Genomic DNA, 14,154 nt, shown 5'->3' on the forward strand with positions numbered 1-14,154 from the left:
ACAATAGCTGATGTGATGAAAAACTTACCATTGTTTATTTAAATCTAAGTCCTTCAGGAAGCATATTAATGAGCCAAGCTAAAATACGCCATCTTTTAGAAACGTATATTTTTTTCTTCTTGCTTACTATAGCATCATATATTTGATCAGCTGCTTTATCAGCACTGATAGCCCAGAAAACTTTTGACATATCAGCATTTTTAGTCATTTCAGTATATACCCATCCAGGAAGGACCTCTGTTACATATACATTTTTATTTGATCTATTAAATAGTATTCTTAGTCCTCTCAAATAACTTGATATAAAAGCCTTTGATGCACAATAGGCATTAGTTCTATCACTGTATGTAATTGCAGACATAGAAGAAATACCAACTATATGTCCATGATTCTGATTAGAAAAATATTGAGCAGCAGCATTAGCCATGGATGAGAAGCCTGATACATTTGTATCTATAGTTTCTTTATCTTTATTCCAATTGAGTTCAATATTTGGACTTACAATGCCAGGGCATATTACAATTAAATCTAAGCCTCCAATTTCTTTTATAAGATCTTTTAAAAGGTAAATTGCTTCATCGGTTTTGGAAACGTCTATTTTCTTTATAAAAGTTTTAGTTGCTATGGATTTTTGAACTTCTATAAGGCGTTCTTCTCTTCTTCCAGCTAATCCAACTTCATAACCATTTTTAGCTAATTTTTTAGCTGTTTCTTTTCCGATACCTGATGTAGCGCCTATTACAATAGCTTTTTTCATTTTTACTCCCCCAATTATTCTATTCCTTTACTAATTTTATCTAGCAAATTAATTAATGTATCTCTTTCGGAGTCTTTATCTAAAGCTCCAAGCACCTTTTTCCACAGTTGGTTTTCAGCATCTTCATGTAGTTCATTTATTTTAACACCTTCTTGTGTTAATTCTAATGAATAGGAACGTCTATTTTTTGAGCTTATAATACGTTTAACCAAATTTCTTTTTTCAAGTCTGTCAACTATGCTGGTAAGCGTACTCCCTGGTACATTTAGATATTGACTAATTTCCTTTAAAGCTGCATCAGGATATTTATTAGCTATTTTTAATACACTTAGTTCATTGCTTGTTATTCCACTAGGAAACATTGTATCTATATCCCCATGTAATTGTCTCAAGCGTTTATATATCTTGTGCATAACAGCATCAAATTTTTGAAATTGTTCTTCATTTACTTTATTCATATTAATTACTTCCTTTTAGTATTATTTCGATATCGTATTAATTCAACAACGAAATAATACTACATTTAACAAAATAAGTCAAGTAAAATTTGATTTAATAAAAGATGAAAAATGATGTATGCTATAATGTATAAGATATGTTATAATAGACACAACATAAAAATACAACATTGAGAAAGGCTGATATGAATTGAACGATCCAACATATAATATAGGCTCTGTTTTGAAAAGAGTAAGATTTGAAAGAGAATTGACTTTAGAGGAAACATCAAATTTAACAGGTGTAAGTAAAGCAATGCTTGGCCAAATTGAAAGAGGGGAATCCAATCCAACAATATCGATATTGTGGAAAATTTCTACAGGTTTGCGTATTTCATTTTCTGAACTTCTAGGAAGTGAAAATGATGATTACAAAGCAGTATCCATAGATGATATTGAGCCTGTATATGAATCAGATGGCAAAATGATATTGTATGATGTATTTCCTTTTAATCCTTTATCAGGGTTTGAATATTTTTACATTAAGTTACTTCCAGGTGCACATCATGTTTCTACGCCTCATCAGAGTTCAGTAGAAGAATATATTGTAGTAACAAAAGGAACTTTAAAGCTTACTCTAGGAGAGCAAACATTTGAACTTACTTCTCCAGCAGCATTAAGATTTAAGCCTAATAAAAGTCATACTTATAGTAATCCATATGATGAAGAAGTTATATTTCAAAATGTAATTAAATATTAAATATATATTTTGGACTAATTTTAAAAATCTTGTATGTTATAACATAAAATATATGTTATAACATAATATAAATATAAGTGGAGGGTGATAATCATGGTTACAGAAAGAATTGAAAAGGCAAGAAAAAATTATATCAATGCAAAGCCTGCAATTTCCTATGAAAGGGCAAGAATTTGGACAGAATCTCACAAGAAGACAGAAGGTGAAGCAATTCCAATAAGAAGGGCTAAAGCTTTTAAGGATACTTGTGAGCAAATTGATGTTAATATTTTTGAAGGAGAACTTATTGTTGGTGCTATTGGTGAATTTAGAAAATGTGGTATATTAACTCCTGAGTTCTCATGGACATGGGTAGATAGGGAAATGGATAACTTTGATAAAAGAGTTCAAGATCCGTATGTTATGACGGATGAACAAAGAGCATTTGTTAGAAAAAATATATTTCCTTATTGGAAAGGCAAATCTTTAGAAGAATCCTTTTTAGCACAGCTGCCAAAAGAAACTGCAAAGGTGGCTGTTGATACTGGTATAGTTGACAATGATTCAAAATGGAGACAGGCAGTTGGTGAAATAACACCTGATTATCAGGATGTTCTGTTTAAAAAAGGTTTTGGTGGAATTATTAAAGAAGCTAAAGAACATATATCAAAACTTTCTCTTACTTCAGTAGAAGATATAAAAAAGAAGGATTTTTACAATTCAATTATAATTACTTCTGAAGGAATTATTACTCTTGCCAATAGATATTCTGAAAAGGCTAAGGAAATGGCAGAGGCAGAAAGTGATTCTATAAGAAAAGCTGAACTATTAAAAATATCTGAAATTTGCAGTAAAATTCCTGAAAATCCTCCTGCAACTTTTTATGAAGCTATTCAATTTGTTTGGTTTACACAAGTTGGTGGAATATTAGCTGAAAATCCATTAGCACTTAATATAGGAAGATTCGATCAGTTTATGTATCCATATTATAAATCAGATATGGAAAAAGGAATTATGACAAAGGATGAAATTGAAGAACTTATTGAAGCTTTTTGGATAAAGTTATCAGAGTGGGTTTGGACAATTTCTGCAAATACTGCTGAATTCTTTGCTGGATATAATCAATTTCAAAATTTAACAGTTGGCGGAAAGACAAGAGAAGGAAAGGATGCTACTAATGATCTTTCTTATATGTGTTTGAGAGCAACTGAAAGAGTAAAAACACATCAACCAGGATTAAGTGTTAGAATTCATCAAGATTGTCCAAGCAGCTTTTTAGATGAAGTTACTCATTTGGTGAGCAAGGGTACTGGTTTCCCAGCAATTCACAATGATAATGCAGGATATCAAATGCTTATAAATGCTGGTTATGAACCAGAAGATGCTAGAGATTGGAACAACTGCGGTTGTGTAGTTCCTCATTTCCGTAAGACAGGTGAATGGACTTCCGCAGTAAATGTTAATTTTACTGCAGCTTTAGAATATGCTTTAAATAAAGGCGTAAGCAGAATTACTGGTGAAAAGATAGGTTTGGATGAAAAAGATCCATCAACCTTTAAATCCTATGAAGAAGTTGAAGAAGCTTTTTACAAGCAATTTGATAATTTAATTGGGCATTCAATTACAGCCACTTTGGTAGCACAGAGGATTCATAAGGAGATCGTTCCAAGACCATTTTTATCTGCATGTATAGAAGATTGTATGACAAAAGGAAAAGATTTAGTTGATGCTGGTGCTAAATACAATCTGGGTCCTGTAATCACTGGAATTGGACTTGCAGTTACATCTAACTCCCTTGCTGTAATTAAAAAGCTTGTTTTTGAAGATAAGGTTACAAACATGGAAACTTTAGTAAAAGCTCTTGATGCAAATTGGGAAGGCTATGAAGAGCTTAGAGGACTAGCTTTATCAGTTCCAAAGTACGGAAATGACATAGATTATGTAGATGACATTGCTATTAAGATGGCAAATCACTATTATAAAGAAGGGCACAAATATAAAGATATTAATGACAATAATTTTAACACTGCTTTTATGGGTATTTCTAACTATTTGCCAACAGGAAAGGTAGTTGGAGCTACTCCTTGTGGAAGAAAAGCTAAAGAGCCATTGTCAGAAGGTGTATCTCCTTTTGCAGGATCTGATACTTCTACACCACTTGCAGCTATGCGTTCAGCAGCAAAGGTTAATCAGGACGTACATTCAGGTGGAACATTATTAAATTTAAGATTAAATGAGGATTTGGTAAATACAAAAAGAGGTCAAAGTAATTTAGGAGCCATGATACAATCTTTCTTCTCATTAGGAGCTTTTCATGTGCAGTTTAATACAATATCCACTGAAACATTACTTAAAGCACAAGAACATCCTGAGGATTACAAAGATTTATTGGTTAGGGTTGCAGGCTACAGCACACAATTTGTAAATCTATCTAAATCAATGCAGGATGCAATTATTGCAAGAACGGCTCATGAAACTTATTAAGGGGATTCATATGGATAACTTACGTGGATACTTTATGGAGCCGCAGAATTTTTCTGTTAATGATGGAAATGGAATAAGAACAATAATCTTTTTTGCAGGGTGTCCTCTTAGATGCAAGTGGTGTTCTAATCCAGAAAGTCATACAAGCTTTAAGAAGGTTGCTCATTATGAAAAGACCTGTGTGAAGTGTGGAAGGTGTGCTCATATATGTCCTCAGGGAGTAGGTATAAATTTAAATACTCCACTTGAACAGGAAAAATGCAAGGCTTGTGGAGCTTGTGTAAATGAATGTCCAACTAAAAGTAGAAAAAATTTAATTTATGACTATAGTAGTGAAGAAATATTAAAGATAATTGAAAAGCAAAAGATATTTTATAGACATTCAGGTGGTGGCGTTACCTTTTCTGGAGGGGAGGCAACTATGCAAGTAGGTATTCTTAGAGAACTTGCATATAAACTTTATGATTCAGCTGTGGATTTAGCCATTGAAACCTCTGGCTATTTTGAGTTTGAAGAGGTAAAAGATATTTTGGAAAAAATGAGTTTGATATTTATAGATATAAAACATATGGATGACAGCAAACATAAACTTTATACAGGAGTCAGCAATGAAAAAATATTGAAAAATATATGCAGGCTTAATGAATTAAAGGTACCAGTAGTAGTCAGAATACCAGTAATTGAAGGTGTTAATTCAGATGTAGAGAACATAAGACAAACGGCTGAATTTGTTAAAGAAAATATAGAGATGCCTAAGATAGAGTTGCTGCCTTATCATTCCTATGGTGACAGCAAATATGAAGCTTTAGGTCTAGAAAAACCATCAAGACAGTTTAAAGCTCCTTCAGAAAAATACATTAAAGAGTTGTATGGGATAATTGAAAATGAAGGAGTTCAGGTAGCCAGTTATAAATAGACCTGGTGTTATTAAACAGCTTCCCAAATATAGCATTAAAATTATAAGACATATGAAAAGTGTATAAAGGGACTGCAGCATTAAGAATGAATATTACAACATATTGTATGTAAAGTTCTTAATGTGGCAGTCCCTTAATTTTATCAGTATTACATTAATAAGGTTTTATGGAACTTATGTTAATTAATATTGATAAACTAAGTTCACATTTGCTCTTATTTTATAGGTTCCTGAATTAATAGCTGTAGAAGCTGAGGAATTATTTAATGATGCTTTGTCGTATAATGGAACAGGATAATCATTAGGAACTCCACTTGAATTCTCTGTTATTTTTACAGGTGTTGTAAGTTTTGCACCTAAAAAACTGGAAATTGATTGTGCTTTACTTTGTGCATTTGATAGTGCATTTTGTAAAGCTGTATTATAATATTTCTCATAATTACTTACTCCAAAACTTATGCCATTAGAAATATTTGCTCCATTTTTTACAGCCGTATCAATTACTTGTCCAGCCTTACTGATATCCTTAACAGTAACTTTTAGAGTATTTGATACAGTGTATCCAGCTAGAGTACTTGCTCCTGTGTTTTTATCATAATTGTATTTAGGACGTATGCTATAATCATCTGTTTTTATGTCTTCATTTTGTATGCCTTCCTTTTTAATGGCAGCAATAACATTGTTCATTTCAGTAGAAGCAGTATTTTGAGCATCAATAGTCGTAGACTTGTCTACAGTTACTCCTAAATATAAGTATGCTATGTCTGGAGTTGCAGTTACTTCACCATCTCCTGTAACATTTATTATTCTTGCTGTATCAGCAGAAGCCACGCTTGAATCTGCAGCAAGTACTTTTGAAGCTCCAAATTGAAAAGCTAGGATAAAAGCAAATGCCAGTGCAAGAATGAATGAGAATTTTGGTCTTAATAAATTATTAGTTTTCATAAATCTAATCTCCTTTATAATTATTTTCATACATTAGACGAGCCATTATACAAGTCCGCTCCATAATTTAGTAAATTTTCAACTATTGATTGTACCTAATGCAGCAGATGTTAAAAAAACTAATTCTTATGGATAGTTATGAGATTAAGAAAAATATATTTTTGAAGAATTGAATAATAGAGTGTATTATATAGTTAATGTAATTTAATATGTAATATGTTTAAGTATAAATTACTTATTATAAAGTTATGAAAATTTATTTGGAGGAATTATTATGTCAGAAGAACATCTTTTATGGATACGAAATTATTTAAAGGAAATTTATGAAGCTCCTGTTCTTGAAAATTTTCTTGGACTTGAAGTTGTTGAAATTACTGAAGGAAAAATTGTCTATCGTACTAAAGTTATAAATGAACATTGTAATATGTATGGTTTTGTACATGGCGGTACTTTAGCTTCAATTTCTGATGTAGCAATGGGAGGTTCCTGTATAACAATTGGGAAACGTGTAGTAACTATTGATATGAACATTAGTTATATAAAAAATGTACCTACTGGAAGTATACTTACCGCAGTTGGTAAGGTTGTTAGTAGAGGAAAAACTATTATTAGGGCGGTATGTGAAATATTCGATGAACAACAACAGCTCCTTATTAGCTCACAGGCTTCATATTTTGTTACTGGGAAGTTTTTTGAGGACAGCCTTCCTCAATCTAATTAATTAATTAATGTAATAACTAGAAATGGGCACCTGGTTAGCTCCAGGTGCTTTATTCATAGAATGTTTTAAAAATATACATTAAGAAGTAACAAAGATTAAACAAAATTGTGACAAAAACCCTGTAATATAATAAGTGTTCTAAGAAAATATATTAGATAAAATAGAAACAATTATTTGAAAGGGTGAGTATAATGCGTAATTTTCCGGATGCTACTATAACTTATAGTACAAATAAATTAGAAGATATAGAAAATAAAATAGAAAAAATGAAACTGGAACATGAAAAGTTAAATAGAAATTGTGAAATTGAAATAGTACCCAAACCTAATCCTAAAACCATTATTTTTGATGAGAATACAAATATACCATTTCAATTATCTATATATATCAGGCATTTAAGTACTAACTAAAAATTATTTATGTAAAGTGGATTACTAAATACATTTTATGATATGAAAATGTATTTAGTTTGAATTTAAGTGGTTTGTTCATAGAATGTTTTAAAAATATACATTAACAAGTAACAAATATTACACAAAATCGTAACAATTACTCTGTATAATAATAATTGTTCTAAGGAGATAGACCTAGAGCAAAAGTTAAAAGAATATAATAAGTCCCCCTTATTATATATATTTGTTTTAGATAAGCACTAGTGAAAACTGGTGCTTACTTTTGTATTATCATTTATTTTTAAAAATAAATAATGCATGAATTTACTGGCAATAAAAAGTTTTTTATCATAGTTGAATATCTTGGTAAATTAGAAGAAAAAATAGCTCGGAAGATATATGAAAAATAATATGATATAATTGGAAGTAAGGAAAATTAGTAATTAGGATTAAAAAGGAGGGCTATTTATAATGTACAGTTTTAAAAATGATTATAGTGAGGGTACTCATGAAAGAATATTAAAGGCTTTAATTGAATCAAATTTAGAGCAGACAGAAGGGTATGGGGAGGATGTTTATACCCAGAAAGCTATTGAACTAATGAAGGAAAGAATAGGACGCAGTGATGTTGATATACATTTATTTGTTGGAGGTACACAAACTAATCTGACTGTGATTTCTGCTTTTTTAAGACCTCATGAAGCTGCTATTGCTGCAAATACAGGACATATTTTAGTTCATGAAACTGGAGCTATTGAAGCAACAGGACATAAGGTTATTTCCATAAAAGTAAATGACGGTAAATTAAGACCTGAAGACATCAAACCTGCTTTAGATGCACATACTGATGAACACATGGTGAAGCCTAAAATGGTGTATATTTCAAATCCTACAGAAATTGGTTCCATATATAGCAAGAATGAATTAGAACTTTTAAGTAAGTTTTGCAGGGAAAATAAGCTTATTTTATATGTAGATGGTGCAAGATTAGGGTCTGCTTTATGTTCAGAGGAAAATGACATGGAACTTTCTGATTTGGGAAAATTAGTAGATGCTTTCTACATAGGCGGAACTAAAAATGGCGCATTAATGGGGGAAGCACTTGTAATTTGCAATGATTCTCTTAAAGAAGATTTTAGATTCCATATTAAACAAAAGGGAGCACTACTTGCTAAAGGAAGGCTTCTTGGCATACAGTTTTTGGAACTTTTTAAAGATGATCTATATTTTGATTTGGCAAGAAATGCTAATGCAATGGCTAATTTATTGAAAAAGGAAATAACTGCAGCTGGATATAAATTTTTAACACATTCACCTTCAAATCAAGTATTCCCAATTTTACCTGATAAGTTAATTGAAAAGCTTCAAGCTGAATATTCCTTTTACATTTGGGAGAAGGTTGATGAATATAATTCTGCTGTAAGACTTGTAACTTCTTGGGCAACAAAAGAGGAGGAAGTTTTAGGTTTTATTGAAAATTTAAAAAAGTTTACTGTAAATAAATAACAATTTATTTTGTTGATAAAAGTTAAATAAAAGCTGTGGAATTAAGTAATATACTTGTATTTCACAGCTTTTATTAATGCATTAATAAGGAAATTGTTTGAGGAATATTTAACCTTTATAGTAAATTGTATGAGAACACCAGATTAGTAATATAAATTCATGTAATTTAAACGTTTTCAATGAATAAAAGTATGAAATGCTATTTTTGATATGATAGAAAAAGTGTTATTATACAAAAAGTGAGACAAAAGTGTCACACTAGTTACATTTTTGCCTCATATTTTGCAAAACAAAGTTAAAAAATATTAAAACATTATTGGGGGGATAAGTAATGGCTCAATTAACTACAAAAAAAGTAGTTGAAAACATTCCTAAAGGTTCTGAAAAAAAAGGACTATTAATATTTTTGTTATTAATTTTTATAGGTGCAGCTTTGATTTTAATACCTAGTATTAATCACAATGTGTCAATGGGAATATCAGCAATTAATGACCAAAGTTCTAAAGTAAACACAAATGCTGCTCAGTATAGTACTATTTTTGATACGTTAAAGTATGAAAGATCTATTCATATTTTGGCTATGCTGCTTGTGGGTTTTGGATTTCTTATGACTTTTGTAAGAAACCATGGATACACTTCATTAACAGCAACATTTCTTGTTGTAAGTATAGCAATTCCAATGTATGTGATTATAAAAAGCTTTGGTGGTGAAAGCTTTGCTAAATCAACTATAAGCATAGATACTTTAATATATGCAGAATTTGCTGCTGCAAGTTTACTTATAGCAATAGGAGCTCCATTGGGGCGTTTAAAAATGGATCAATACATAATAATGGGATTGTTATTTGTACCAGCTTACATATTTAATGAATGGCTTCTACTTGATAGCGGAATGTTTAAAGGTTTTCTTGATACTGGAGGTTCAATTGTTATACATGCCTTTGGTGCATATTTTGGATTAGGAGTAGTGGTATCAACTCTTTCTAAATTTAAGAAGAATCCTGTTTGTGAAAATACTCCAAACTCTAATCAATTTTCTTTGCTTGGAAGTATGATATTATGGATTTTTTGGCCATCTTTTACTAGTGCAATAGTGGCACCAGAAAGGGTAGTACTTACTGCAATAAATACAATTTTTGCTCTATGTGGTGCAACTTTGGCAACATACATATTTACAAAATTAATCAGAGGTAAAATAGAAATAGAAGATATTGCTAATGCTGCTTTGGCTGGAGGAGTTGCTATTGGATCAACTTGTGATATGACAACTCCAGGATATGCTATGCTTATAGGAATAGCAGCTGGAGCATTAAGTGTAATTGGATATAGTATTATAGCTCCTAAACTTGAAAACGTTATAAAGGGAACAGATACATGTGGAATCAACAATTTACATGGAATGCCAGGAATACTTGGAGGATTAGTAGCAGTGTTTATAACTGGAAATGTTGGAATTCAATTATTAGCAATAGTTATTAATGTAGTAATAGCTTTTGTATGTGGAAGAATTACTGGTTCATTTATAAGTTTACTTGGTAAGAAGCAAGAAACATACAATGATAAGGATGAATTCTTTGTTGAAAAGTTAGGGGCATAGAAGTATTTTAGGTTTAAATTATAGGAAATGTATTTCTGTAAAATAAGAATAATGTGACACAACTTTTTTAGAGGACAGAGGACAATTGACAGAGGACAGTGAAGGATGATTTTTCTCCGCTTTGCTACGAAAAATCTTCAATTAAGTTTTTGATGATTCGTTTCGCTAAAGCGAAACAAGCTTAAAAAGAAACTAGTTTTCTGACGTAAGGAGGAAAACTTACCTTCACTGTCCTATGTCCGCTGTCAATTGTCCTCTAAAAAATGCTTCACATTTTTTTTATATTTTATAATTTTCTTCTTCTAGCCCATACAACAATTCCCGCTATTAGAATTACGCCAGGTATAACAACAACTGTAAAAGCTGATGCTGTTAATCTGCTTAATGCGCTTACCTGTAGTGTATAATTGTCTAGATTTTTAGGCCTAACTGATATGCTGTCCTTTTTTCCTTGAGCCCAGCTAATTGAATTCATGAGAAAATCCAAGTTAGCATTATTACTTAAAGATATTACTTGTGAGTTAGTAAAAGTTGCATTGGCAATGACAACTATTCTTGTATCACTAACCTTAGGGCTTATGGATTTATCAGTTACAGCCACAGCTATATTAAAAGGACCAGTTAGATCACCAGATTGCTTTTCTAATGTGTCACTTTTTAAATTAGTTTTACCCCAGGAATTGCTGGTAGTTGTAAGCAGTGGATCAATTGTTAATGAACTTTTTTTGTTACTGGATATTTGTATGCTTTGAGCACCAGGAATGAGCACTCTTAAATTATCAGTGATCAATGAGTTCATAATGTCATGATTTTTTTGTTCAGGCAAAAGATATATAGGATTTTGAGAAACGTAGCTGTTGTCACCTTCAACCGAAACAGCTCTCTGCAGTGATACACCATAGCTATTTAGTACTGCTTGGAAGTTTGGCAAATCATTTTCAGTTACATCCATTAAAAATAAAGCTTTACCACCTTTAGAAAGGTAGCTTTTTATGGTATTTGCTTCTGGCTGAGATAAATCTCTCTTTGGAGATACTACAAGTAATATGGAATCTTCTTTCATGCTAGCATCTTTAAGGGATAAATTAATAGATTGCACAGTATAATTTTCAAGAGATAACTGCTTGGATATTTCTGAAGAAACATCACCTTCGCCTTGACCCTGCAGTGTATATATAATAGTGCTTTTGTCAGAAGTTACATATAATATGCCAGAAGTTATACTTTGCTCCACTGCAAGAGATTGAGTTGTTGAAGCAGATGGATTAGAAGTATCGCTAGCACTAGAATTCAAAAAAGAATTTTGGTCTAAAACCTTAAATTTTGATCCATTTTCAACGACTATAGAACCAACATCAACTTTACTATTATCTTTATTAAATTTTTGAGCAAGCTGAGGATATTTTGAAGGATCCCTATACAATATTTTAATGTGTTTTGAGTGAGCAGCATATTGATCCAAAATAGTTTTTACAGTATAGTTTTCCTGACCGGATTTATAAAATCCATATATTGTTACATCCTGCTTCAAGCTATCTAAAATTTTATAACTTTGATCAGATAAGGTAAACATTTTGCTCTTAGTTAAATCCTTATTCCAATTTAATTTTCCAATACCTAAATTTATTCCTATTAAAACAGCTAAAGCTAATACTAATGTTAGTACAGCTATGCTGCCTTTTTTAGATTTTTTGCTATTAAAAAGATTTTTTATATTTTTCATATGCTATTTCACCTCCCTAGCTCCATCTTCTTCTATCAATAACATTTATAGTTAGAAGTATGAAAAATGCACAAAATGATATATAGTATGCTATTGAACCTGCACTGAGCATACCCATATTGAAGGGTTCATAGCGTTTTATTAATGAAAACCAATCAACAAATTTTACTATAAAACCATCGAATAGACTTTTATTTTTTATATAAATTCCAAGAACTATTAAAGATCCTATAACTAAACTAGAAGCACTTATAATTATGTTTTGAGCATTATAATGTAAAAATAGGGCTATAATAGCAACTAAAATTTCTGCAAAAATAACTCCAGATAGAGTAGAAGTAGGTAATCCACTGCCTATCCAGTCAAGTATCCATATGATAAACAAGGTACCAAAAGTAGCTACCGCAGCAGTAACTTGATTTTCTGTTAAAGCTGAAATAAAAATACCTATTGAAATAAAGCAAAGTCCAACTAGAACAAAGCCAATATATGCACCAATGGTTTCACCTACGGGGAAGGAGCCTAATTTTTTTAGTATCAAAGGATATATAAAAGTTATTAGTACACCTATAAGAAAAACTATAGTAGATGCTAAAAATTTACCAACAACTATTTCCCATATTCTTAATGGTGAAGTTAATAGCAATTGATCTGTTTTTTCATGGGTTTCATTTGCAATTATCCTCATGGTTAAAATAGGCACAAGAAATAAAAATACAAATATCATTGAATACACTATATCAGTATAATAGCCATTTCCAGGCATTAGGTTTGACAATGTGAAAAATACTCCTGATATTAATAAAAATACAAACAAAAAAATATAAGAAGCAGAAGAATGGAAATATGATTTCAATTCTTTACTTAATATTTGCAACATTTGAAGATACCTCCTTTGATTCATCTGTTACTTCTAAGAATATTTCCTCTAAGGTTAGATTTAATGGTTTCATCATAAGTAGAGGAATATTTGCTTTGCTAAAAGCATTAAATAAGTCCTCTCGCAAATCATAATCTTCTTTACCTTCAACTATCAGATCTATAGTATTAGGTTCTTTAATACCATCATCAGTTATAGAATTAATATAAGGTATATTCTTTATAACTTCATCTGCTTCAGCTTTTGAACTCTTTATCCTTAAGGCTATCTTTGTTCCACAGCTTAGCTTATGTGATAAATCTTCAGGAGTACCTTCTGCAACAATAGATCCTTTATTTATAATTACAACTCTATCACATATTGCACTTACTTCTGAAAGTATGTGAGAACTTAGGATAATTGTATGCTCTTTTCCAAGCTTTGAGATTAAGTCTCTAATTTCAATAATTTGTTTTGGATCTAAGCCTACAGTTGGTTCATCTAATATAAGAACTTCAGGATTTCCAACTATAGCTTGTGCCAATCCAACTCTCTGTTTATAACCTTTAGAAAGATTTTTAATAAGCCTTTTACGTACATCAGTTAGTTTAATTGATTCTAGAATTGTATCAATATGTTCCTTACTTTTATTTTTTTCCACCTTTTTTAATTTACTTACAAAAATTAAATATTCTTCAACGGTCATATCTGTATATAAAGGAGGAATTTCAGGTAGATATCCTATTCTTTTTTTAGCCTGAATTGGACTTTTTAATATATCAAATCCATCTATTGATACTGAACCCTCTGTAGCAGATATGTACCCAGTTATTATGTTCATGGTGGTGGATTTACCTGCACCATTTGGACCTAAAAGACCAACAATTTCACCTTTCTCTATTTCTAAATTAATAGCTTTTACAGCTGTATGATTACCGTAATTTTTCCATAGATTATCGATTTTTATCAAGATTATCACCTCTCAGTATTTTTGCTCTACTTGAAATTTATAACAAATGAATATGTCATTTCTATGGCAATTTAATTACAAAACTGTAAAGTTATTGTTAACAAGCAT

13 protein-coding genes are annotated in these 14,154 nt (G+C 30.9%); 7 read left to right on the forward strand and 6 right to left on the reverse strand.

Features of this window, described 5'->3' with window-relative positions:
* Positions 1 to 34 precede the first annotated feature (34 nt).
* Together Ccar_RS04665 and Ccar_RS04670 are read right to left on the reverse strand one after the other, a co-directional pair.
* Positions 35 to 757 (reverse strand): SDR family NAD(P)-dependent oxidoreductase, encoded by a 723-nt coding sequence (locus tag Ccar_RS04665; protein ID WP_007061791.1) that lies wholly within the window; start codon positions 755 to 757, stop codon positions 35 to 37.
* A 14-nt stretch (positions 758 to 771) separates the two neighbouring features.
* Complete coding sequence (locus tag Ccar_RS04670; protein ID WP_007061790.1) at positions 772 to 1,215, reverse strand: MarR family winged helix-turn-helix transcriptional regulator; 444 nt, start codon at positions 1,213 to 1,215, stop codon at positions 772 to 774.
* Between the two features lie 190 nt (positions 1,216 to 1,405).
* Between Ccar_RS04670 and Ccar_RS04675 the strand changes: the two genes are divergently transcribed.
* The 3 genes from Ccar_RS04675 (at position 1,406) to Ccar_RS04685 (ending at position 5,333) form a co-directional block, all read left to right on the forward strand.
* Positions 1,406 to 1,954: a helix-turn-helix domain-containing protein gene (locus Ccar_RS04675; RefSeq protein WP_007061789.1), complete on the forward strand. Its 549-nt coding sequence runs from the start codon at positions 1,406 to 1,408 to the stop codon at positions 1,952 to 1,954.
* Positions 1,955 to 2,047: 93 nt separating this feature from the next.
* Positions 2,048 to 4,417, forward strand: coding sequence for a glycyl radical protein (locus Ccar_RS04680; RefSeq protein WP_007061788.1), 2,370 nt, complete (start codon positions 2,048 to 2,050; stop codon positions 4,415 to 4,417).
* A 10-nt stretch (positions 4,418 to 4,427) separates the two neighbouring features.
* Complete coding sequence (locus Ccar_RS04685) at positions 4,428 to 5,333, forward strand: glycyl-radical enzyme activating protein (RefSeq protein WP_007061787.1); 906 nt, start codon at positions 4,428 to 4,430, stop codon at positions 5,331 to 5,333.
* Between the two features lie 183 nt (positions 5,334 to 5,516).
* On the opposite strand, the gene Ccar_RS04690 is transcribed toward Ccar_RS04685, so the two are convergent.
* Positions 5,517 to 6,278 carry an SIMPL domain-containing protein gene (locus Ccar_RS04690; protein ID WP_007061786.1) on the reverse strand — a complete coding sequence of 254 codons (762 nt, stop codon included), beginning with the start codon at positions 6,276 to 6,278 and terminating at the stop codon, positions 5,517 to 5,519.
* Between the two features lie 274 nt (positions 6,279 to 6,552).
* Here Ccar_RS04690 and Ccar_RS04695 point away from each other — a divergent pair, with 274 nt between their 5' ends.
* The 4 genes from Ccar_RS04695 (at position 6,553) to Ccar_RS04710 (ending at position 10,494) form a co-directional block, all read left to right on the forward strand.
* On the forward strand, positions 6,553 to 6,999 hold the full coding sequence (locus Ccar_RS04695) for a PaaI family thioesterase (protein WP_007061785.1): 447 nt from the start codon (positions 6,553 to 6,555) through the stop codon (positions 6,997 to 6,999).
* Positions 7,000 to 7,190: 191 nt separating this feature from the next.
* The gene (locus Ccar_RS04700) at positions 7,191 to 7,409 is read left to right on the forward strand and encodes a hypothetical protein (RefSeq protein WP_007061784.1); all 219 of its coding nucleotides are present in this window, start codon (positions 7,191 to 7,193) and stop codon (positions 7,407 to 7,409) included.
* A 453-nt stretch (positions 7,410 to 7,862) separates the two neighbouring features.
* A complete protein-coding gene (locus Ccar_RS04705) occupies positions 7,863 to 8,897 on the forward strand; it encodes a threonine aldolase family protein (protein ID WP_007061783.1) in 1,035 nt (344 codons plus the stop codon).
* A 331-nt stretch (positions 8,898 to 9,228) separates the two neighbouring features.
* A complete protein-coding gene (locus Ccar_RS04710; RefSeq protein WP_048029931.1) occupies positions 9,229 to 10,494 on the forward strand; it encodes an ammonium transporter family protein in 1,266 nt (421 codons plus the stop codon).
* Positions 10,495 to 10,780: 286 nt separating this feature from the next.
* On the opposite strand, the gene Ccar_RS04715 is transcribed toward Ccar_RS04710, so the two are convergent.
* Genes Ccar_RS04715 through Ccar_RS04725 form a run of 3 tightly spaced genes read right to left on the reverse strand, consistent with a single transcriptional unit; the run spans position 10,781 to position 14,046 of the window.
* Positions 10,781 to 12,217 (reverse strand): GldG family protein, encoded by a 1,437-nt coding sequence (locus Ccar_RS04715; protein ID WP_007061781.1) that lies wholly within the window; start codon positions 12,215 to 12,217, stop codon positions 10,781 to 10,783.
* 16 nt (positions 12,218 to 12,233) lie between these two features.
* A complete protein-coding gene (locus Ccar_RS04720) occupies positions 12,234 to 13,097 on the reverse strand; it encodes an ABC transporter permease (RefSeq protein WP_007061780.1) in 864 nt (287 codons plus the stop codon).
* Positions 13,078 to 14,046 (reverse strand): ABC transporter ATP-binding protein, encoded by a 969-nt coding sequence (locus tag Ccar_RS04725; protein ID WP_007061779.1) that lies wholly within the window; start codon positions 14,044 to 14,046, stop codon positions 13,078 to 13,080. Before Ccar_RS04725 ends, Ccar_RS04720 begins: the two co-directional genes overlap by 20 nt.
* Positions 14,047 to 14,154 lie beyond the last annotated feature (108 nt).

Source organism: Clostridium carboxidivorans P7 (assembly GCF_001038625.1).
GTDB classification, from domain to species: Bacteria; Bacillota; Clostridia; order Clostridiales; family Clostridiaceae; genus Clostridium_AM; species Clostridium_AM carboxidivorans.

Coding starts and splice junctions, on each gene's coding strand:
- Ccar_RS04720 (WP_007061780.1), bottom strand. CDS start 13,097: ATGTTGCAAATATTAAGTAAAGAATTGAAATCATATTTCCATTCTTCT.
- Ccar_RS04690 (WP_007061786.1), bottom strand. CDS start 6,278: ATGAAAACTAATAATTTATTAAGACCAAAATTCTCATTCATTCTTGCA.
- Ccar_RS04685 (WP_007061787.1), top strand. CDS start 4,428: ATGGATAACTTACGTGGATACTTTATGGAGCCGCAGAATTTTTCTGTT.
- Ccar_RS04695 (WP_007061785.1), top strand. CDS start 6,553: ATGTCAGAAGAACATCTTTTATGGATACGAAATTATTTAAAGGAAATT.
- Ccar_RS04715 (WP_007061781.1), bottom strand. CDS start 12,217: ATGAAAAATATAAAAAATCTTTTTAATAGCAAAAAATCTAAAAAAGGC.
- Ccar_RS04680 (WP_007061788.1), top strand. CDS start 2,048: ATGGTTACAGAAAGAATTGAAAAGGCAAGAAAAAATTATATCAATGCA.
- Ccar_RS04700 (WP_007061784.1), top strand. CDS start 7,191: ATGCGTAATTTTCCGGATGCTACTATAACTTATAGTACAAATAAATTA.
- Ccar_RS04710 (WP_048029931.1), top strand. CDS start 9,229: ATGGCTCAATTAACTACAAAAAAAGTAGTTGAAAACATTCCTAAAGGT.
- Ccar_RS04670 (WP_007061790.1), bottom strand. CDS start 1,215: ATGAATAAAGTAAATGAAGAACAATTTCAAAAATTTGATGCTGTTATG.
- Ccar_RS04665 (WP_007061791.1), bottom strand. CDS start 757: ATGAAAAAAGCTATTGTAATAGGCGCTACATCAGGTATCGGAAAAGAA.
- Ccar_RS04705 (WP_007061783.1), top strand. CDS start 7,863: ATGTACAGTTTTAAAAATGATTATAGTGAGGGTACTCATGAAAGAATA.